Raw genomic sequence first — 20,664 nt, 5'->3', positions numbered from 1 at the left:
GCGCCTTCGAGCGCAGGCTAAATTTGGAAAAATGGTCATTTTTCCAAATAAACCACCGTTTGTAGTGGTAAAGTCAAGGTGAAAAAGTCATTTTGTTATGGTTTTGTAGTAATGGATTATTTCATTATCGCGTGTTGGGATACATAAATTTAGGATAAACAAATTCGAAGAATTTAACCTGAAGGCCATGATGTACTCTAACAACAATGATCAGTTACTTAAAAACGGGCAGATCAGATTTTCAACGCCAGTGTTAAACAGCATTGAAAAAGCCCCTGCTAAGGATCCGCTTTATGTTACTCATATCGGATATTTCCCGAACGCGCAACTTCATTACCGCAAATGGGAAAAATGTTGTGATGATTACATATTAATTTATTGCGTTGCCGGTAAAGGAAGTTGCGAAACACAAAACGCCACTTTTACTTTGCAGTGTAACCAATTTATATTATTACCGCCCAAGCAATATTATTCGTATCAACCAAGTATCGAGCACCCATCTACAATATATTGTGTACACTTTAACGGCACCATTATTAATGAATTAAATGCACATTTACAATTAAAAAAGCATGCCACTCCAATTGATCTGCCCTTAAATGATCAAATCGTTGAATCGTGGAAGGAAATTTATTCGGGTTTGTTAGGTGGTTACACAAATGAAAATACGGGATTTGCCAGTCTTTGCCTTTATCGCTTTTTTTCATTTTTCTTATTTCCATATCACCAAGCAAAAGCAATTCCGCCTGTTGAGATAGAAGATGCGGTTGATCAGTCTATCTTATTTATGAAAGCGAATATTCATAAACGGCTTACCGTTGATGAACTTGCCGCCCAATTTAACTATTCCCCATCTCGTTATACAGTTCTTTTCAAACAAAAAACGGGGCTTTCGCCGATGGATTATCTTATCAAAATAAAAATTGACAAAGCTTGTAATTTACTTATGCGTAGCAATTTATTTGTTAAAGAGATTGCCGGAAAAGTTGGCTATGACGATCCTTATTACTTTTCAAGATTATTTAAAAAAGTAATGGGAAAAACACCGCTGGAACATAAATGCGGCGAAAAGATGATTGCATCTGAACTACTTCAGTTTACCACTAATAATTTAGAGTTAAAAAGCGCGTAATTAATATGCCTTAGGCAATATTAAGTGATAGTAACTAAAATAAATTTATGAAAAAGAAATTTTTGATCATCACTATTATCGGCTTGATGAGCCTGTCTTTAAAGGCACAAATACTGACCCCCGTAAAGTGGAGTTACGGTTTCAAAAGCATTTCGAAAGTCGAAGTGGTTGTATTCCTTAAGGCTACAATAGATCAGGGCTGGCATGTTTATTCCCAAACTGTGAAAGACGGCGGCCCTGTTAAAACCAGCTTTACTTTTACGCCAAGTGCAGCTTACACATTGGTGGGAAAAACCATTGAACCACAGCCGATAATCAAATTTGAAAAAGTGTTTGGTATGGATGTAAGGTATTTTGAACGTGAGGTGGTTTTTCAACAAAAAATAAAACTAAAGACTGGCAGGGTCACAGTTAAAGGCCAGCTTGAATATATGACTTGTAATGACAGGAAATGTTTGCCACCTGATGATGTTGAGTTCCATATTGACGTAAAGTAACGGCGCCTACATACAGGTATGGTTTACTGCGAATTAGCAACCATTTATATCCTGTTAGATCCAAATACACGGCAGTAACCCCATGAGATACGGATTGTGACCCTCAAAGTTATCTCCGCTTTCTAAACAGTAGCTTAAACATTTCTAATAAAGTCAATTAAGTGAGAGAAAAAAAATACATGTTATGAAATTTTTGAATGATACGGATCGTGCGGCTTTAACTACATATCTCAATAGTATAGAGGATCGATCAAGGTCATGTATAGGCTATCCAACCAATACGGATTTTGACTTCGAATCCATATTCCCACTTTTTAAACACCCATTAAATAATGTTGGCGACCCGATGGTGGGGTCAACTTATCATCTAACTTCTACCTCGCTGGAGCTGGAAGTTCTTGCCTTTTTTGCCGATCTTTTCGGAGCTAAACACGGTGAATGGTGGGGTTATATTACTAATGGCGGTTCAGAGGGTAATCTTTATGGCTTGTATTTGACCAGGGAGTTGTACCCTAAAGCTATGGTTTATTATTCTGAGGCTACGCATTACAGCGTACAAAAAAATATTCATTTGTTAAATATGCCATCAATTGTTATCCGCTCCCAAGCCAACGGCGAGATCGATTATGAGGACCTGGACCATATGATCCGGATGCATAGGCATTTGCCAGCTATTGTGTTGGCTAATATCGGCACAACGATGACAGAAGCTATAGATGACCTGTCGGGCATAAAGGATACTCTTAAGAAGAATGCCGTAACCAATCATTATATCCATTGTGATGGTGCATTAGCAGGTTCTTATGCTGCTTTTATGGAACCTCGTCCCGCGTTTGATTTTAGCGATGGTGCAGACAGCATTGCCATCAGCGGGCATAAGTTTTTGGGGTCTCCAATGCCATGCGGCATCGTGTTGGTAAAGAAGAGGCATCGTGACCGCATCGCTCGTGCTGTTTCTTATATCGGTTCTATGGATACTACCATATCTGGTTCCCGCAATGGGCATACCCCGGTTTTTTTTATGGTATACGATAAAAAAGCTTGGCCTTAGTGGGTTAAAGCAGCGCTATGTTAACTGTTTGGAGTTAGCTGGGTTACGCTCGAACGTTTAAAAACCATAGGCATACAGGCATGGAAAAACCCCAACGCGATAACCGTGGTTTTGCCCGAACCCTGTGCTGAGATTGTTGAAAAATGGCAATTGGCAACAGAAGAAGGTTTGGCGCATGTTATTTGTATGCCCGGAATTACCAAACGTGAAATTGATTTGTTTTTGGAAGATATGTTGGCCGCTAATCGGGAAAAGCTTCAAAGTATAAAAATATAAGTCTTCAGTCGTTCTTTTAAGTCAGTTAATTAATGAATAGTTCAATCGAGAAAAAAGCACCCACTGAAGCGGGTGCTTTTTTTAAAACTTAAAAATGGTTAAGAACCATCGTGTTAAATAACGACCCTCCTATCCTAATTACTAAAAATCTTATATCTTTAATTTATCAGGTAGGGTTTTTATACCCTCATCCAGCTCATGAGCTGGTATTAAAAGATAGCCAAGTACTCCATCATTGGCCAGACCCGTAGCCACCGACATGCCTAAGAAATGTGAACTACCGGTAATCAGCGCCTCCCCTCTGTAAAAAAAGTATCCCTTATTCACCACTCCCGCGAAAATAGCCCACGCCGGAATAACTCGTCAAGGGTATACAAACGCGCCGTTTTGTCCGCTTTTAGCGATCTGCTGTACACAAGATGTTCATTTATTTAATAGATTGATAATCAAAGTGATAAGTCGTTCTGGTGAGTAAGAAATTTCAAAAGTCAACTCACCGAATCACTCACCTTGCAAATGCGAAAAGATGGGTAAATAGTACCATTTGACTATAAAAGAAATGCCTGCAATCATTTGATTTGCAGGCATTTACTCTGTTTGATACTGAATTCAGTGGTGGCTACTGTACAAATCTCGAACTATTTCCTGTCTGATTTGCGTTTAATCGCCGATTTGGATTTATAAATTTTATTTTCACATTGCGGGTGGAACGGAAATCAATTAGAACAGCTGGAAGGGATTTTAGAAGTTATAAAGGAAATTACTAATACCGAATAATTACAATTTTAAACAACAAAGGCTCCTTAAATTGAAAATTAGGGGACGACTGTATTATTCAATTGTGTAAAACAGTCAATAAGAATATAATCAGGATTAAAAATCAATATTGGTCAAAATGTTTCGGAACAATATAACTTAAGTGGAATCAAGTGGTCAATGGCTCCAAATTGCCAAAATAACATTATTTTATTTTAAAAATGGATAAAAGTGTACCAATGCCGATTAGTGCAACAGCAAAAACGACCAGCCAAAAGATGCGTCTGTCTATCATGAATGGCAACCTTGAACCATGCACATGTAGATCATACAAATCTTCACCTAAGAGAATCCTTTCACCCTTTGCCCCAATGAAATCACCAGATCGCTCATGCACAAGCAGCTGCGGTGATCCCGAAATCCGCCCGGTCTTCTTACTGATCAGTACAGTCTTTAATTTATAAGAATTAATATCGTAGGAAAAACGTGCCGTTACTTCGATATCCGTCATCAGAGTACCTGCTACAGGACTTGCCAAAGAAAACACAAAACTAAAAAACACCTTATCCCTGTTTACCAGATTTTTGATCACGTACTGAACCTTCAAAACCTGTTCTTCAGCAATTTCAATCACCACATTTCTCGCGCCATTAAAATCTTCCCTTAGCTCGAAGTTAACAAATGATTCAGGCGTAGAATCACGAAAAACCCGGAACACAGAACTCTCAATTCTTTCAGCTATCGAAGCAAAAGGCACCGGAATGCCAAGCAGGTTCGACATTTCGTACTTATAATGTGGAAGATTAATTTCCAGGCGCTTTCCAGTGGTAATGGTCCATTCCACGTAAAGATCACCTAATGGGTCTGCATATAAGGAAAGCTTGTTCATCACTCGGATTTAGCTATAACCAAGATAGGATATTTCGCTGAGATCGGCGCAGTGTGGCATATTATCTCAGAAATAAATGCCTCCATTTCCCGCCACCTAATAAATTCCTGTGCTATATGCCTAATTGTTTGCGGATACGGGTAACGGTATGTGCAGAGACCGACAAGGTCTCTGCGAGTTGCTCGTTCCCTAGATATTCATCTTGAAGCAAAAGGCTAATGATCGATCCGCCAAGCCAACCCACCTCGTTTTTATTTTCCATCAGCCGCTTCAGCTTATCTTTGACAGGTGAACCTATCTTTTTATCTGAAATGGCTATCTCTTGTACAACGGGAGCAAGCTTTCGCTGACTATCGTCCAGTTCTGTTTTCAGATTCTTGCTGCTTTTGACTTTATTATAATCTTCGGTCAGCAGTTGCGTAAAGACCTGTGCCGGCAGCGAACGGAAAACGGTATAAGGGGAATCGAATACCTGTTGTTCGGTCACATGATCTTTCAGGCCCCCTTCCTCGATCAGCCAGGGGTAGATCGCAGCGGCCTCGCGGATGGCGTCGAATGCGACACGCAGCATGGGCAGACCTTTGAGTTTACCCGCCTGGTCTAAAGAGATCGTCGTTTTGAAATGCTGATAAGTCAGCATATTAAGCCCCCAGATGTCAGGGGACCCTTCACCGCCTGCCAGGATATTGTATTGCAAATTATCGACGATCGTTTTGAACAACAAGTCATTCTTGGTCTGTTTGCTTTTCAGGTAGATATAGGCACCCAATAGCCCCACCATCGGCGCTTCCCACTTGCCATAAGCGATCTGATGCAACAGGTGATCATTCAGCGTAAAACTGCCATTGAGCAATTTGTTGAGCAGGACATCCGTATAATAATGATATTTATTCTGATGATCGAACCGACGCTGCTTGGAAAGCAACATACGAATGCTGCCGTATAATGGCTTGTCAGCCACCGTCATAAAGAACTGCGTATACCATCGTTTATAAACATAGACCGGTATCGTCCGGGGCTCAACAGGATCATCATATTGCAGGAAATAAAGCCCAGGCCGAAGTTTAGCTGAAAAACCGATATATCCAGAGTTGTGTTCCCAATTCCAATCATGGGTGTTGGTGTCTAACAGGCAGTGATTGGGAAAGCTGACAAAGGGTCTTCCCAGATAATCCAGGAGCGTAAACCGCTCCCAATAGCTTTTACGCTCGTAACGAATCCGGTAGCTTTCTTTGCTGGGGTAACGTAAGAAGATTAAAAGCCCACAGTCGTGACCAAGCTGATCCCAATTTTCAAAGGTATCCAACTCGCTGATCCTCACAGCGGGTTCTGTATAATATTCATGGGACGAGGCAAACCGGACCTCCCCGCCCAGCAGCGCCGAGGAATAGACTTCCGGGGCCACCAGTGTTTTGTTGACCGGCTGTTGACCATTCATAAAACCTACTGAGCAGGCATAGTCACTTTGTAACGCTAAGGGATAATCGGCAATCCTGCCGTTGATCTCCAGGCGAAGGGTATAGAATGCGGCATCAATCTTATAGGTCCAAACCACGCCGCTGTCCGGTAAATTGGGGGTGATGAGCTCGTCGCTGATCTCGGGAATTTTTTCCAGTTGCTGGTTAAATAAAGTAGGCTTTGTCACATAGCTATAAGCCTCAGAAAGGTAGAGCTTCAGCGTGATTTTTGCGTCAGGCGAACTTGTTGTTTCCTTTTGATAGATGGTGACCTGCCGGGGTGCCTGTCGTAGCATGTTCATACATCAAAAATTAAATGTTTGAGTAGTATTCAGGTTATTGATGATTTCCGGACGCTGGCTGAAGCCTACATTTTGCGCTTCTACAGGTACATGGAAAGCCAAATAATTGATCAGATCGACCGCATCGACGCCACCATTTCTGAGGAGAATATCTCCGTTAAGGCCGCGTAGCAGCACGCTTGTAAAGATGCCCCGCGGGTCCTGGTCGAGCTGATCAGCCTCAAAAGCTTCGCTTCTGAATTCAGCCGCAAAGGCGACCATAAAAGCCGGATTATCGTTTGGCCCTATCGGCGTAACCCCCGGACTGGCGCCTGGGGTCAAAAAAAGTTTGGTGGTCCTGCAGCAGTCCATCCACATCACCACTTCTTTGAATAGGCCCTCGTTAATAAACTTGCGCTTATATTCACTGGACGACAAGGTTGCAGCATCCCGCATATATTCGTCCCAATCTGCCATACACATGCCGTTATTCTCGCGGTCGCCCTGGATCCCCATGCCATGCCCAGCGAAATAGAAATAGAACCGGTCTGCATTCCTGTTATCCCGCTCGACTACTGTCCGGACAATATCGCTGATTGCGCGGTCTATTAAATTCTTAATGGGTGTCAACGGATCGGGGCCGCTCTGGATCAGTTTGCAGTTCGCCGCGGGTAGTCCGCCTGGTCCGATGAGCCAGTCATAGACCTTTTGGGAGTCAGGGATCGCCCCAAACAAGGTTTTTAAACCATCCCGTTGCGGAGGAGTATAATGATTGATTCCGATAACGATCGCGTAGCTGCTCATCTTATAATCGTTATTGCTGTAAGATATACTGGATACTCAACAGGGTCTTCGGATCATCATCGAAGCCACCATGGGAAAGAGATCCGGTGGTCATACCATCCGAGGCGCCATCCGGGCTGAGTGAAAAGGCCGTCCTGAACTTCGCGTCTTCGTAAAGGTAGTCATGAACAGGTTGTAATTCGGCGATGGCATAGGGGGATAAATAAGCGATGTCCCGTTGCAGACCGAGGATATAAGCATCATAAGACGCGCCTTCGTCTTCGAGCACGCCGGAAATAAGATAAAGCAAGGAATGCGTGTAGAAATAAGGCACGAGTTTATCATCACATTCCTTATCGTCGTTCATGGTGAAGATACGCAGATCAGCGTAGCGTTCCTGGTGATCCACCATTTCAGACTTGAACAGGTCAACCCTGCACGCGGGTGCCATAAAAATAATATGGTTGTACTTGAATTTCAAAGCAAGGGTATCAGTGGCTTTCAATAAGTTGCAAATAGCGATCGAACCGGCGCTGTGTCCAACCAGGTTGATCTCCGTAGCCGGATTGTCCGCTTTGTATTGCGCGAGCTTGTCCAGGAAATACCTGCCGGCATATTGATCGAGATCCGTTCGCCCGGTATTATCCTTCCACATGTCAATCGATTTGTCTTTCATGCCACCCCATACCCAGGCGCCGAGTTCGGCGATATAAAGTTCGCGAAGGATCTCCTCGACAACGGTCGGGTAAAGGTCATGGTCGCGGTGTTCGATAAAGCGCTTGATAATACGAATAGCAATCTTGACGGCATGGGCTATGAAGCCGGCAAAATCGAGTAATCCACGTGCACCTGTTTGCTGCCCCGTTGCATCCACGGTTACCTTGGTCGTTTGGATCGCCTGTTGAAATTGTTTGTCGGCATTGATATCTGCGCCGATTTGTACCGTCAGTTCGGCTTCCAGAAATGGGCTGTTCGGTGAAAGTACTGTTAACTGGGTAGCGCTCCTGCCACTATTGCCCCTGCTTCGGTTATACTGAGAGAAAGGGTCCTGCCGCCTGAGTTCGAATTCGATCTCTGCGTCGCTAAGACCCGGCGACGCGACGCCCCTTCCGGCAAGGGTATCGAAGCCAAGACGGTCGGTCACTCTTTTGAGGATCACCTTGAGCAGTTTATTGAACAACGTGGTCTCCGATATTTTGGAAAGGTTGTTGCCGATTGTCTCCATCAGACCGGTCTCCCAGACAAAGCATACGGGCGTCGCCCCGGCACCTGCCAATACCGGCGCCATCTTGCGGGCATCTGTCAGCCCACCTGCTTCGCTAACAAGTCCCCCATGAAAATAGACGGCGATCTTACGCACATTGTCCTGACGGAATCTGTCAAATATTCGGTCTATATCTGCGGGAACGGATTGATAGTCTCCAGATTTTCGAAATGTGCCGCCGGGCCCGGCGTTTATGATATAGTCCTGGTCGATAAGCGTTGGCATGATAGTATGGTTTGGTTAGGTCAAGATAGCAACATTTTTCGTTTATTTACAAGCGATTACGAAATAATATGGTTTTTTTTCCAAATAATACACAAGGGATACACACTCTCCTGTTTGCGCTATAGCGGACAGGGAATAGGGCCACCGGGTACCTATCTCCGGCGGTTAACCAGCATAGTCCTTCATCATCCAGCGGGCGGGCACCTTAATAAAGGAATAATACAATACGGGTGTAGCTTTAGTGTGTTGCTGCATTTACTATTTCACCATGTGAATCGGGGCGTTCGCCATGCGATAGAGCTCATTGGTATAATAATATTTTAATATACATGTGAATGTATATTTTTATCAATAAGATCTCAGCCCAACACATCTAATATAAATTATGCAATAAAACGCTTGTTAATAATGCACCTCTATTCGTTCACAGCCATTCTGAAATAATTCTTATAAAAATTTAAATTACAACAAGCTCTTATCTCTTATGTTATCCTTTCATAAATACGCTAACGCAAATGCTGCGGTTATTAAATTGCTCAAACTATTAGGTGTTAACATTAACTCTTCGGATGTTATTAGCGAATTGGAAAAGCATCCCGATTAGCCAAGTTTATTAGCGGTAAGCGATGTCCTTAACTGGTTTAATATTAACAAAGCGGCATACCGGGTTAACGCTGATGAACTAACCGAAATACCTATGCCTCTTATTGCACATACTTATATTAATGACGACTTTTTTACGGTAAATAAATCAATGGTAGCAAATTGATGCTAAGGAATGATAAACGCTGTAATTATTCGCTCGCTCTTGATGAATTTAAACAACCTAAATTATGCACAACCTATTAACCCGACTTTTTGAGCCAAAAAGTAATCCTTTTGAAGCTGCATTATTGACTACCACATTGCTTAATGTTAAAATTTCGGCAACTACCTTAAAAAAAGAAATTGAAGAACATCCCAATTTCCCCAGTTTGCTTAGTATAAGCGACGTATTTAATAATTATGGACTTGAAAACGTTGGCGTTGAATTTGATCTCGACAAATATTCTACATTGCCTTGCCCATTTATCGCTCAGTTAAAAGGCGTTAAAGATAATGAAAGCTTTTTTTCAGTTGTTAAATCATTTAAAGAAAAACAGGTGACATTTTTTGATCCCTTGAAAAGCAAATGGTCTGTTACCGAAAATGAACAATTTTTAAATAGGTGTGCAGGCGTTGTACTTTTAGTAGAAGCTGGCGAGAATACAGGTGAAAAAGACTATGACAAGATCGTTACAGAGGAAAAAAGAAAAAAAAAATTTCTTTATCTTGCTCTTAGCTTTATTCCAGCCCTGACCATACTAACAGGTGTACTTGCATTTGTGGCGACCGGTATAAACGCGTTACTGCCCTTTATATTTGCCTTATTAACCCTTTGCGGCAGTATTGCTACTGTATTATTGTTATGGTATGAAATTGATCAGCATAATCCTGGTCTAAAACAAATTTGCAGTTCGGGGGGTAAAAAAAATTGCAGTGCCATTTTACAATCTAACGCAGCAAAAATAATGGGGATAAGCTGGAGCGTAATAGGCTCCAGTTATTTTACCGGTTTATTGCTACTTCTATTATTCAGTAGCTTAACAAATTCTGCTATTTTATCAATCGCAGCTTGGATAAACGCATCAGCCTCGCTTTATATTGTGTTTTCTGTTTATTACCAATGGCGAGTAGCTAAGCAATGGTGCGTGTTATGTTTATCTGTGCAAGCCATACTGGCTCTACAACTTATAATAGCATTAACTGGCGGATGGCACATTTTACTGCGCTTTTCAGACATTACCCCAGACTTGCTTATAAAAACAATTATGGCCTTTGCCATCCCATTTTTTGCAACAACTTCTTTATTGCCTGCTTTAACGAGGGTAAAAGTGGGAAAACTTATTAACATGCAGTTGCAAAGGCTAAAGCACGACCCTCAGGTATTCGAAGCGTTGTTGTTAAAACAAAAAAGGTTGTCCGTTAGCGCAGAAGGCTTGGGTATCACTATTGGGAATCCGCATAGCAAAAATACTTTAATAAAAGTTTGCGCACCTTATTGCGGGCCTTGTTCTAAAGCACACCCGTTAATCGAGAAGCTAATTGATAATAATCAAGATATTAGGCTGCAAATAATTTTCAACTCTTACGGACAGGGCTATGATACGAATGCCATTGCTGCGAAGCACATGCTGGCAATTTCCGAAAAAGCAGATGAGCATACAATTAAACAGGCATTGGATGATTGGTACCTTCCAAAGAAAAAGGATTATGAAAAATTTGCTGCCAAATACCCCATGAATGGAGCTGTTGACAAACAGTTAGATAAAATAAATGCAATGAGCGAATGGTGTAATAAAATGGACCTCAACTTTACTCCGACATTCTTTTTAAATGGATACCAGTTACCCAATAATTATAGTGTTTCGGATTTAAAATATTTTCTTTCTGTTTAAGAACAAAGAGAGGTAGCCCTAATTGCCACCGGGCTTTAAAATAGGCAGCAATATAATTAACCTTTTAAATTTTATTAAATGTTAAAATTAAGAATGATTTCGATGGGAGCAAACGGAGTGCTTAGCCGCGAACAAATGAAAAACATCACAGGAGGTGATGGAGGGCAAACGGACTTCCTACCTGCTCCATTTAACCCAGGTCCCAACGATGTCGGATGTTTTGGAATACCTTGTAATCCTTACATCAATTGTTGTTCTGATGGAATGCGTTGTGATTCAGCCGGCTATTGCGGGCATCCTTAAATAATAATAGGCTGCCTCAAATGGCAGCCTATTATTATTTTATAATTAACTCCACAAGTTACAGATTATGTTATAATTGTCTCTAATGAGAGTAAACCCATTTAATTTGCGAAACATAAATCTTCGAAATGCAACATGAGTAATCGCAGAAAATTAATATTTCATTCTATAATAATCGCGCTGATCTTTGGATGTCAACCAAAGATGCAGCATGATACTGATATTACACTTTCACCCGAGTCAGGAACATCGTATAAATCCGGCGATTTGTTGCCAACAAAAGTACATTATGAAAGCACGATGCACATCGATTCCATAATTTATTTCGTTGATTCGTTAAAGGTGGGTTCACGTAAGGACTCATCGATATTATTAATTAAAACCGATTCTATGATCTTGGGGAGAAAAACAATCTCTGCTAAAGTTTATCATGGGGGCACGTTACAACAGGAATCTACGAATATCATTCTTTTAGCCGCCAAACCACCTGAACAAATGACCTATAAAATAGAGAAAATTTTTCCTCATGATACATCGGCATTTACCGAAGGGTTATTATATCAAGATGGTTACTTATATGAAAGTACCGGCAATGCAGGACATTCAACACTTAGAAAAGTCGATCTTGTAACTGGTAAAGTTATTAAAATAACAAAGCTGGACACCCAGTATTTTGGCGAAGGAATTTCGATAGTAGGTAACAAAATAATAATGCTCACCTATAAGCAACCAATGAAGGTTTTCATCTTTGATAAAAACACCTTTAATTTATTGTCTACATTTTATAATTATATAGGAGAAGAAGGATGGGGAATGACCTTTGACGGGAATAAACTCTACTTTGATGACCGAACGAATCGCATATGGTTTTTAGATAAGAACAACTATCGTCAAAAGGGGTTTATCGATGTGTGTGACGATAAAGCGCCTATAGATTCCATTAACGAATTGGAATATATAAACGGTAAGTTGTACTCAAATATCTTCGAAAAAGATTATATAATAACAATTGATCCAAAAACCGGTGCTGTGTTGCAAAGGGCGAACATGAGCAAACTTTGGCCATTGACTCAACGGCCCGCCGGTTTTGATAACGGAGAAAACGTTCTCAACGGTATTGCCTGGGATGAAAAAAGAAAAAGACTTTTTGTGACGGGTAAAAAATGGCCCCACCTATATCAAATCAGGTTCGATAATAAGTAAACTTTATAAAGTTTCGTGCAGGGATGTTTTTAGGTGGAAGGTGGAATAAAGAAAATTTATAAAAAACAGTAATTTGAAATTTCCTTACTACAAACAACTCGATAAAATGGATTGCGGCCCAACCTGTTTGCGCATGGTGGCCAAGTATTTCGGGCGCAATTTTAAATCGCAAACCCTACGCAAACTCTGCGAAATTAATCGCGAAGGCGTTTCTTTGCTGGGCATCAGCGATGCTGCCGAAAAAATAGGGTTTCGTTCATTAGGCGTTAAGCTAAGTTCTGCTGAATTAAAAGAAGCAGAACTACCTTGCATAATGCATTGGCGGCAACATCATTTTGTGGTGCTTTATAAAATAAAAAAGGGCAAATACTTTATAGCCGATCCAGCCAAAGGTTTAGTTAGTTTAACCGAACCTGAATTTAACCGCCAATGGTTAAGTGATACAGACAAGGCCGAAGGTATAACTCTACTGTTAAGGCCTTCACCACAGTTTTATGAGCAGGAGGATGAAAAGGGTTCTGAAATTCATTGGTTTTTCCTGCTTAGGTACTTAATAACTTATCGGCAGTTGGTAATACAATTGTTATTTGGTTTGGGTATCGGCAGTGTTTTACAATTAATAGCTCCATTTTTAACGCAGTCAGTAGTTGATATTGGTATCAATACCCGTAACCTCAATTTTGTCTATATTATCCTGATAGCCCAGGCTGCATTGATTATTGGGCGCGTAAGTGTCGATTTTATCCGGTCGTGGATATTGCTGCACATGAGCACACGGATAAACATTTCTATTCTTACGGATTTTCTAATCAAGTTAATGAAACTCCCCATCAGCTTTTTTGATACCAAAATGATGGGCGATATTATGCAACGTATGAACGACCAGAAAAGAATTGAAAGTTTTTTGACCGGATCTACATTAAACACGCTTTTTTCCGCTTTTAACCTGATTGTATTTTCAGTAGTGCTGGCCTATTATAACACTACTATTTTTTTGGTATTTACAGCAAGTAGTATATTGTACACTGCGTGGATATTGGCCTTTTTAAAGCGCCGCCGTAAACTGGATTATAAAAGTTTTGACATTTCGTCAAGAAATCAAAGCAGTATTGTGCAGTTGGTGAGCGGGATGCAAGAGATTAAACTGAACAATTGCGAACAACAAAAGCGTTGGGAATGGGAACACCTGCAAGCGCGATTATTTAAGTTCAAGGTAAAGGGCTTAGCGTTGAGCCAATATCAGCAAGGAGGTTCAACCCTAATTAATGAGAGTACAAACCTGGCTATTACTTTTTTAAGCGCAAAAGCAGTTATAGATGGCGATTTAACTTTAGGCGGTATGCTGGCTGTGCAATATATAATAGGTCAGCTCAACAGCCCGGTGCAGCAATTCTTGGGGTTTATACAAGGCTTTCAGGATGCCAAAATTAGCCTGGAACGTTTAAATGATATCCATCAGATGGACGACGAAGAACCTATCGATAAAGATTGGAATCACATTTTACCGGCTGACAAAAGTTTGAGCTTAAATAATTTAACGTTTAGATACCCCGGTGCAGGTAACGAACCTGTTTTAGAACACATTAATCTTCAAATTCCGCAAGGTAAAACCACAGCTATTGTTGGTATGAGCGGAAGCGGTAAAACCACTATACTAAAACTCCTGCTTCGCTTTTATGAACCCGAAAAAGGAGAGATTCGCATAGGTGAGCAAACGCTTAGTGGTATGAGTTTTAAAACCTGGCGTGGGCAATGCGGTGTTGTTATGCAGGAGGGTTTCATATTTTCTGATACGATAGCTCATAACATTGCCGTGGGTGATGAATATCCTAATAAAGAAAAACTACAACATGCCATTAAAGTAGCAAACATACAGGATTTTGTGGATAGCCTGCCATTGGGCCTCAATACTAAAATTGGTGCCGAGGGAAATGGGATTAGTCAGGGTCAAAAACAACGCATGCTGATAGCCCGTGCTGTTTATAAAAATCCGGAATACATATTTTTTGATGAAGCTACCAATTCGCTTGATGCCAATAATGAGCGGATTATAATGGATAACCTGAGCGAATTTTTCAAAGGCCGTACTGTGGTTATAGTAGCACACCGTTTAAGTACAGTAAGCAATGCAGATAATATTATAGTGTTAGATAATGGGCATATCATAGAACAAGGAACACACGATGTGTTAACTGCCTTAAAAGGCGATTACTACCGTTTAGTTAAAAACCAATTAGAATTAGGAAACTGATCATGCCGGAAGTGTACGCTAACTCAAATGAAGAAATTCGGCATACGGATGATATGCAGGATATTATTACGACAGTACCCTCATGGCTACTGAGATGGGGTATTACCCTGTTCTTTATAGTATTGGTACTGATATTTAGCCTATCCGCATTTATCCGCTATCCGGACATTGTAAAAACATCTATCAAAATTGAATCGCCAAATTCCCCCAAGCCTGTTGTATCTAGAATATCAGGTGAACTTACCAGGCTATTAATTAAGGAAAATGATATGGTTAGCACAGGGCAACCGTTGGCTTATATTGAAAGCACAGGTAATCATGGTGCCATCCTAAATTTGCTCAATACTTTAAAGCAGGTACAAATAGAATTACTTTCAAACAAAACGTTTACCAGTGGCTTGCTTAAACAAACTAATCTGTCGCAATTGGGGGAATTACAAATGTCTTACCAAACCTTTTACCAGCAATATATTGATTATCATTCGGCTGTTGATGACGGGTTTTATCTTAAAAAAAAGAGTTATCTTCAAAAAGACCTGCTTAACCTTAACCAACAACGCGACCAGTTAAATTCGCAAAAAGATATTCAGCAGAAAGACTATAAGCTGGCGAGCCAGGAATACGAAATGCACCAAAAACTGGAACGAGAAAAGGTGGAAAGCCCGGCAGAGTTCAGAACGCAGGAAAGCAAGTATCTTTCCAAAAAATCTCCTTTGGTACAAACAGAAACCGCATTGATAACAGCAAGTGGCACATATTCAGCAAAGCAGAAAGAAATATTGGAACTGGACAACCAGATCTCCGATGCGAAATCTAAATTTTCGCAGTCGCTCAATAGCCTGATTAGCCAGGCAGAAGACTGGAAAACCAAATACGTACTATCTGCCTCACAAGGCGGAAAAATATCTTTTGCCGGTATTGTTCAGGAGAATCAGGTATTAAAAATCAACCAGGAGGTCTTTTATATCAACCCCGGCAATGAACAATTCTTTGGGCAGATGGCCATCCCACAGGCCAATATGGGCAAGGTAAAATTGGGGCAGAGAGTATTGGTCAAACTGAAAAGCTACCCATTTGAAGAGTACGGTATGATACGGGGTAAAATCAGTTATATTGCTGATGTACCTTACAGAGACAGCATATTTGTTTCGAGAGTAGATTTTAAAATAAAAGGTGCTACCGACATGAAAAAGCCTATACACCTGAAACAAGGCATGATGGCCGATGCAGAGATTATTACTCAGGATGCCACTATTTTGCAGCGTATAACCTGGAATTTGACTAAGCTGATCAATAAATAATCCATTTTCGATAATCTTATTCAATCAGATACATTTCTAATTTTGTATCTCTAAGAACCTCTTGGTTTGCTATAGCTCGCAAAAAACGTACTTTTTATGGGATTAACAAGTTTTCTATCCCTGCAAATTGGCGGAGAGATTGGACTTTTTGGACTAACAACTGCCATCAAAACCTCGAACTTGTCTAGTTCGCCATGCCGAACTGGGGCCGCCGCCAACCGTCAGGCGACGGCTTTATCCGGCCTGTATTTCAACGACAACTCCATTCTGGCAATCGGCAGCCTCTGCTTCGGCATCTTCACGGTTTTCAAATACACAATTATTACCCTCCTGATCCGTTACGATGATGGCATAATCAGGCCCGCCAAATTTTTCTATTACTATATGACTTATTTAGTTTTATAAAGGGGGAAGTCCCCCTTAGTTAATCGAAAATCAGATATACTCCGAGCCTGTAAAATACTCGCCCCAAGCCTCTAATATTTTACTTTTGTTATTTCCGTCAGCATATTGAAATAGCTGAAATAATGTAATGGTGAACTTGTTGAGATTTAATTTCCAGCCGTCCACCCACCTGTCATACAGGCACTTTTCGTTTTCCATGATACAAGATTTAAGCGTTGAATAATAAGGCTACGGCTTGTTTAAATTTACTGTTCTCACTTTTTCCCTGCGCATATTTGACAATCCGGTCATTTACAAAAAGTACGGTATAATCGTAAGAATGGAACATTTGGTCAGCAAACACCTTACTGCTTTTTATCATATTGGCGCGGTGCCTGATTATTAGCTTCTCAGCGTTTTCCGCCAATGACAACCATGTATCAAAGGTCATTAATCCAAAATCCCATGTGCTTGCGTAGGCTTCCCGGTTTGCTTTCAGGTCTGTACAAACCTCTTTGATATGATCTAATAAAACTGGTATTTCGTGGGGGAAAAGTTCATGTAACAATCTTCCTTTATCTGTATTATTGAAATTATTCAGCGGTTTCATATTTTTTAATATTAAGAGGTAAGCGGGTGCCAACCGCCTACCAGTGTTGATTATAAGAATTAAATAAACGGTTCAGTACAGAGGGTTACGCCCTCTGTAAGGATTAATTGAGTGTTAGGGCGCAATTGCCATTTTTGGCGAAATCAATGCAAAGATTAAAGGCGGTCTGCGCCCTGCTTTGCCCCGTCCCGTTCATAATGGAGTTAAATTTGCTTTCGGTGTCCTTATAGTTGCGAACATTCTGAAAATAGCCCGCAACCGCATTATAACAGCCATAAAGTGTACCTTTGGTGGTATCTTCCTGCTGTGTGGGGTTGGTCATGGCATAATCAAATACACTGCTCACCTGATTTTTAAAGTTGCTTGACAATGCATCTTCCTTACCCGCTTTCAGGTTCTCATAGGTTTCCCGGTTGGGTATCATCGCTAATTGTATGAGTCGTTTTACATCGGGGTCAGATATGCGCACCTTTGCCCATCGGTTAAATACTGCTTCCAGTTCAACCGATAGCTGGTTAGTGATGCCTAACATTTTGTAGGCCTCCTTCAGTTTATCACCTGCACTTGCGGTATGACGGATTTTAATGCAGTTGGTATGATTTTGCAATGCAGCGTTTAAGGTGTTCCGGCAAACGATCCTGACTGGGGTGAATGCAATTTGAATACTCCCCAAACCATCGTGCGAAGTGGTCAGGAAAAGGTATTTTTCCACGCAATCGTTCCGGCCTACCCGGATATAATCGGGCAATTTGGCCGTGATGAAAATCTTGTGACCATGTTTACCCAATGCCCCCGCTGTTTCATATAAAATGCCCTCCTTACCGCCGACCAAGCCGTCAAAAAACGAAAAAGCATCTACATTCTGTACAATGTGGTAATCTTTGCCGACCACGCCCAAAACGCCCTCTGTATCGGTGCGCACATTGGCATAAAAATCAGGCACTTCGATTTCGTTATGGATTAATACGTCAGGCGCATTAAAGTCGGGAACACCATTATCTACTGTAAATAAGGGGCGTTTTTCAACGGTATAGTTTAAACCGGCATGAATAATGGCTTCCGCACTGGTGGGGTATCGGTCTATAACCGTTCCTAATCCGTGCCACGCACTTTGTTTTACACTCATAAAACTATGCCTGCCTGTCTGTTCATTATAATTAAGGTCGTGTGCCATGATGATTAATGTTTTTAAGGTTGTGTACTCTTGATACTAAAATCTCGGTTTCCAGTATATTGATATTGGCCGTATCGGTCAGGCTGAGTTTGGATTGTGTTTCCACCTCGTGGACGATGGCCGATACACTGGTATGGTCTGCGTGGACTGCCACTCGTACCATGATATAAAGGGTTTCGTATATCATAATCTATAAATTATAACAGTTTATAAAATCCGCTAATTCCCTGTTAAAGGCTGCGGGATTGTCCTTTGCTAACTGCTCTGCGTAGCCTTGCCAATAAATCTGGTCTGTCAGGCTGATGAATAAGTCGTACATTTGCTCTTGTTATTTAGGTGACAGATTAAGCAAGCCCCCAAAGAAGTTTTGGGTTGGGGGGCTTTGCTTGATTGATTAACTTAGGCAGGGATAATAATACCCGCTTCGATCTCGGCCAGTTTATTCACGCAAAGGCTGTTCACCTGTTGCGCTACTGTCCATATAATTACCGGGTTTTTGGTAGTGAACTTCCGGCGTTGGTCATCCTCGATGGTCAAAACGCAACCCTGATAATGATTGCCATCTGTTTCGTCCGCATCTTCTTTTAATTCAATCTCAAAGGCTTCTAAATTGCCGATGGTTTCCAGCAATTTGTCCCTTTGTATTTTTCGGCGGTTTAACTCGGTAACCAGTTTCAAAACTTCCTCTAAGTTTAAGGCAGGTTTTACCGGTTCGGGTTTAACTTCCGCTTTTGGCTCTTCTTTAACCGCTGTGGCCCCTGTTTGGGCTTGTTCCCCCTTTGTTACCGTTTCGGCTTTGGGGGCTTCCGCTTTAACCTGCTCTGTTTTTGGTTCAGGCTGTTCTTCCTTATTTTCGTCGTTTACCTTTGCTGCTCCGGGTATTGGTTGGCTATTCGCCTTATTTACCGGATTGTTATTTACATATGCTGCTTTTTTATCGGCTTTGCCGTTTTTTTCTATCGTGTTCATGATTTCTGTTTTTCTTTTTATCAATAATGTTAACTGTACATGTGATGGGTAAGCGGTTTGTATCTGTCCGGTGTGGCGGGGCTCTGCTGCTTGCTGTTTTCATGGTGCTGTTTTTAAATTTGTTTTTAAGTGAACTCGCATGGCGCTCGCTCGCTTTTTATTAAGCACCGCACCTGATTAAGTCAGCTGCTAAGGCAAGGCTTTTGAAAAAAAAATACGCTCGCAGACAAATCCGCCGGAGGCAGCCAATAAAAAAATGCGAGGAAGATTTTTTTTTCAAAACCCGTAGGGCCCGGCCTTGATGTGCAGCTGACGATTCAGAAATTTGCTGTGTAAAAAGTCGAGGAGGCCCTTATGAACGCGGATCATAAAACCTGAAAAAGCGGAGCCGAAAAGAAAAAGAAAAAGTGCTTGCGGTTTGGGCTATGCGCAGGCGACGCCCAAAACGCAAGCGCATTTAAAGGCGGTGAAGCGGCTGAATGACGGTACGGAATGGAGCGGCTGGAACCGCTGACTTTATTGATCTTAAAAGGCATATACCTATTTCCCACCCTTTTCCCACTGGATAACCTTCAACAAATTATTTAAGTTTGTAATAAGCTATCCTAAGGTTATGAATGAACACGTTTTAAAGATCACCCGTGAAATGCTGGCCGGTGGATTATCCGGGCGGGAGCAGGAAGAAAAGGAGTTCATGGTCATACAGGAATTGTGTGGTGCCGATGACCCCAAAGAAATAGCACAACTATTGGAGGTGCTCGGTGCAGCCGGTACCATTCTTGCCATTCCGGCTTTGCTGGGGCAATGGAAAACCGGAAATGACGACACGAAAATGCTGACGGAAGTCGCTATTGACCTCATTAAAGCGAGAGCAAGAACCAGGCGAAGCATCCTGCCTACCGAATATTTTAAAGCCAGCCATTGGAAGCCCCGATGGAATGGGAGCATCAATGCATTTCTAAGCTATGCACAGGTCATTGCCGACATTTATATCAAAGTGGGAAATGATGAGAGCGAAGTCAACAGGATCGGTGAAATACTTGCAAAAGAAATGGAGATTGACCTATTGCCCTATCCGACTTTTGCGGATTTTAAAGTTTGCCAGACTGATTGGGATTTTGAAAAAGATTACCAGTCGGTATTGGATAAGATGGCGCAGGAGGAGGTATTGATCCAAATGGAAGACATGGGCGTCAGTGAAAGCATCGTTAGTTTGCTTACCGGCACCTTAATGGATCTGCAATATGATTACCTGATCTCCCGTTTAAAACTCAAAGGCAATCTCAAATATTATCGTTTTGCCTTTAGCATGGCTGAAAGTCTGAATGCCTCCGATCCATCTTAGCACTGTGCGTTATGGGATTTGTGAAGAAAAAAAAGA

At 41.4% G+C, this 20,664-nt stretch carries 18 protein-coding genes; 9 read left to right on the top strand and 9 right to left on the bottom strand.

Features of this window, described 5'->3' with window-relative positions:
• Nucleotides 1-187 precede the first annotated feature (187 nt).
• The 3 genes from ABIN91_RS15235 to ABIN91_RS15225 all read left to right on the top strand — a co-directional run bounded on the left by ABIN91_RS15235 (nt 188) and on the right by ABIN91_RS15225 (nt 2,680).
• Complete coding sequence (locus ABIN91_RS15235) at nt 188-1,132, top strand: AraC family transcriptional regulator (RefSeq protein WP_348052083.1); 945 nt, start codon at nt 188-190, stop codon at nt 1,130-1,132.
• Between the two features lie 47 nt (nt 1,133-1,179).
• Nucleotides 1,180-1,629 (top strand): protein-disulfide reductase DsbD N-terminal domain-containing protein, encoded by a 450-nt coding sequence (locus ABIN91_RS15230; protein WP_348052082.1) that lies wholly within the window; start codon nt 1,180-1,182, stop codon nt 1,627-1,629.
• Nucleotides 1,630-1,822: 193 nt separating this feature from the next.
• On the top strand, nt 1,823-2,680 hold the full coding sequence (locus ABIN91_RS15225; protein ID WP_348052081.1) for a histidine decarboxylase: 858 nt from the start codon (nt 1,823-1,825) through the stop codon (nt 2,678-2,680).
• 1,237 nt (nt 2,681-3,917) lie between these two features.
• On the opposite strand, the gene ABIN91_RS15220 is transcribed toward ABIN91_RS15225, so the two are convergent.
• The 4 genes from ABIN91_RS15220 to ABIN91_RS15205 form a co-directional block, all read right to left on the bottom strand.
• Nucleotides 3,918-4,601, bottom strand: coding sequence for a hypothetical protein (locus ABIN91_RS15220; protein WP_348052080.1), 684 nt, complete (start codon nt 4,599-4,601; stop codon nt 3,918-3,920).
• 112 nt (nt 4,602-4,713) lie between these two features.
• Nucleotides 4,714-6,360, bottom strand: coding sequence for a hypothetical protein (locus ABIN91_RS15215; protein ID WP_348052079.1), 1,647 nt, complete (start codon nt 6,358-6,360; stop codon nt 4,714-4,716).
• 3 nt (nt 6,361-6,363) lie between these two features.
• Entirely contained in the window at nt 6,364-7,143 is a 780-nt protein-coding gene (locus tag ABIN91_RS15210) for a caspase family protein (RefSeq protein ID WP_348052078.1), read from the bottom strand.
• A 10-nt stretch (nt 7,144-7,153) separates the two neighbouring features.
• Complete coding sequence (locus ABIN91_RS15205) at nt 7,154-8,611, bottom strand: alpha/beta hydrolase (protein WP_348052077.1); 1,458 nt, start codon at nt 8,609-8,611, stop codon at nt 7,154-7,156.
• Between the two features lie 833 nt (nt 8,612-9,444).
• Here ABIN91_RS15205 and ABIN91_RS15200 point away from each other — a divergent pair.
• From ABIN91_RS15200 to ABIN91_RS15180, 5 genes are all read left to right on the top strand, one after another.
• A complete protein-coding gene (locus ABIN91_RS15200; RefSeq protein WP_348052076.1) occupies nt 9,445-11,088 on the top strand; it encodes a vitamin K epoxide reductase family protein in 1,644 nt (547 codons plus the stop codon).
• 438 nt (nt 11,089-11,526) lie between these two features.
• Nucleotides 11,527-12,594 (top strand): glutaminyl-peptide cyclotransferase, encoded by a 1,068-nt coding sequence (locus ABIN91_RS15195; protein ID WP_348052075.1) that lies wholly within the window; start codon nt 11,527-11,529, stop codon nt 12,592-12,594.
• A 73-nt stretch (nt 12,595-12,667) separates the two neighbouring features.
• Entirely contained in the window at nt 12,668-14,845 is a 2,178-nt protein-coding gene (locus ABIN91_RS15190; protein ID WP_348052074.1) for a peptidase domain-containing ABC transporter, read from the top strand.
• A 2-nt stretch (nt 14,846-14,847) separates the two neighbouring features.
• Entirely contained in the window at nt 14,848-16,146 is a 1,299-nt protein-coding gene (locus ABIN91_RS15185) for an HlyD family efflux transporter periplasmic adaptor subunit (RefSeq protein WP_348052073.1), read from the top strand.
• A 96-nt stretch (nt 16,147-16,242) separates the two neighbouring features.
• Complete coding sequence (locus tag ABIN91_RS15180) at nt 16,243-16,551, top strand: hypothetical protein (protein ID WP_348052072.1); 309 nt, start codon at nt 16,243-16,245, stop codon at nt 16,549-16,551.
• Between the two features lie 30 nt (nt 16,552-16,581).
• Here the strand turns inward: ABIN91_RS15180 and ABIN91_RS15175 are convergent, their stop codons facing one another.
• From ABIN91_RS15175 to ABIN91_RS15155, 5 genes are all read right to left on the bottom strand, one after another.
• Nucleotides 16,582-16,749 (bottom strand): hypothetical protein, encoded by a 168-nt coding sequence (locus tag ABIN91_RS15175; RefSeq protein ID WP_348052071.1) that lies wholly within the window; start codon nt 16,747-16,749, stop codon nt 16,582-16,584.
• Between the two features lie 10 nt (nt 16,750-16,759).
• A complete protein-coding gene (locus ABIN91_RS15170) occupies nt 16,760-17,140 on the bottom strand; it encodes a hypothetical protein (protein WP_348052070.1) in 381 nt (126 codons plus the stop codon).
• A gap of 103 nt (nt 17,141-17,243) precedes the next feature.
• On the bottom strand, nt 17,244-18,314 hold the full coding sequence (locus ABIN91_RS15165; protein ID WP_348052069.1) for a DUF932 domain-containing protein: 1,071 nt from the start codon (nt 18,312-18,314) through the stop codon (nt 17,244-17,246).
• Nucleotides 18,298-18,501, bottom strand: a complete 204-nt coding sequence (locus ABIN91_RS15160; RefSeq protein WP_348052068.1) for a hypothetical protein — start codon at nt 18,499-18,501, stop codon at nt 18,298-18,300. Before ABIN91_RS15160 ends, ABIN91_RS15165 begins: the two co-directional genes overlap by 17 nt.
• A 212-nt stretch (nt 18,502-18,713) precedes the next feature.
• Nucleotides 18,714-19,283: a hypothetical protein gene (locus tag ABIN91_RS15155; RefSeq protein ID WP_348052067.1), complete on the bottom strand. Its 570-nt coding sequence runs from the start codon at nt 19,281-19,283 to the stop codon at nt 18,714-18,716.
• 613 nt (nt 19,284-19,896) lie between these two features.
• Here ABIN91_RS15155 and ABIN91_RS15150 point away from each other — a divergent pair.
• Nucleotides 19,897-20,628 carry a hypothetical protein gene (locus tag ABIN91_RS15150; protein ID WP_348052066.1) on the top strand — a complete coding sequence of 244 codons (732 nt, stop codon included), beginning with the start codon at nt 19,897-19,899 and terminating at the stop codon, nt 20,626-20,628.
• Nucleotides 20,629-20,664 lie beyond the last annotated feature (36 nt).

This window comes from Mucilaginibacter sp. (assembly GCF_039921305.1).
In the GTDB taxonomy this organism is placed as follows: domain Bacteria; phylum Bacteroidota; class Bacteroidia; order Sphingobacteriales; family Sphingobacteriaceae; genus Mucilaginibacter.
This window is presented reverse-complemented; position numbering and strand designations above follow the sequence as displayed.

Coding starts and splice junctions, on each gene's coding strand:
- ABIN91_RS15235 (WP_348052083.1), top strand. CDS start 188: ATGATGTACTCTAACAACAATGATCAGTTACTTAAAAACGGGCAGATC.
- ABIN91_RS15230 (WP_348052082.1), top strand. CDS start 1,180: ATGAAAAAGAAATTTTTGATCATCACTATTATCGGCTTGATGAGCCTG.
- ABIN91_RS15220 (WP_348052080.1), bottom strand. CDS start 4,601: ATGAACAAGCTTTCCTTATATGCAGACCCATTAGGTGATCTTTACGTG.
- ABIN91_RS15215 (WP_348052079.1), bottom strand. CDS start 6,360: ATGAACATGCTACGACAGGCACCCCGGCAGGTCACCATCTATCAAAAG.
- ABIN91_RS15210 (WP_348052078.1), bottom strand. CDS start 7,143: ATGAGCAGCTACGCGATCGTTATCGGAATCAATCATTATACTCCTCCG.
- ABIN91_RS15205 (WP_348052077.1), bottom strand. CDS start 8,611: ATGCCAACGCTTATCGACCAGGACTATATCATAAACGCCGGGCCCGGC.
- ABIN91_RS15200 (WP_348052076.1), top strand. CDS start 9,445: ATGCACAACCTATTAACCCGACTTTTTGAGCCAAAAAGTAATCCTTTT.
- ABIN91_RS15195 (WP_348052075.1), top strand. CDS start 11,527: ATGAGTAATCGCAGAAAATTAATATTTCATTCTATAATAATCGCGCTG.
- ABIN91_RS15185 (WP_348052073.1), top strand. CDS start 14,848: ATGCCGGAAGTGTACGCTAACTCAAATGAAGAAATTCGGCATACGGAT.
- ABIN91_RS15180 (WP_348052072.1), top strand. CDS start 16,243: ATGGGATTAACAAGTTTTCTATCCCTGCAAATTGGCGGAGAGATTGGA.
- ABIN91_RS15175 (WP_348052071.1), bottom strand. CDS start 16,749: ATGGAAAACGAAAAGTGCCTGTATGACAGGTGGGTGGACGGCTGGAAA.
- ABIN91_RS15170 (WP_348052070.1), bottom strand. CDS start 17,140: ATGAAACCGCTGAATAATTTCAATAATACAGATAAAGGAAGATTGTTA.
- ABIN91_RS15165 (WP_348052069.1), bottom strand. CDS start 18,314: ATGGCACACGACCTTAATTATAATGAACAGACAGGCAGGCATAGTTTT.
- ABIN91_RS15160 (WP_348052068.1), bottom strand. CDS start 18,501: ATGATATACGAAACCCTTTATATCATGGTACGAGTGGCAGTCCACGCA.
- ABIN91_RS15155 (WP_348052067.1), bottom strand. CDS start 19,283: ATGAACACGATAGAAAAAAACGGCAAAGCCGATAAAAAAGCAGCATAT.
- ABIN91_RS15150 (WP_348052066.1), top strand. CDS start 19,897: ATGAATGAACACGTTTTAAAGATCACCCGTGAAATGCTGGCCGGTGGA.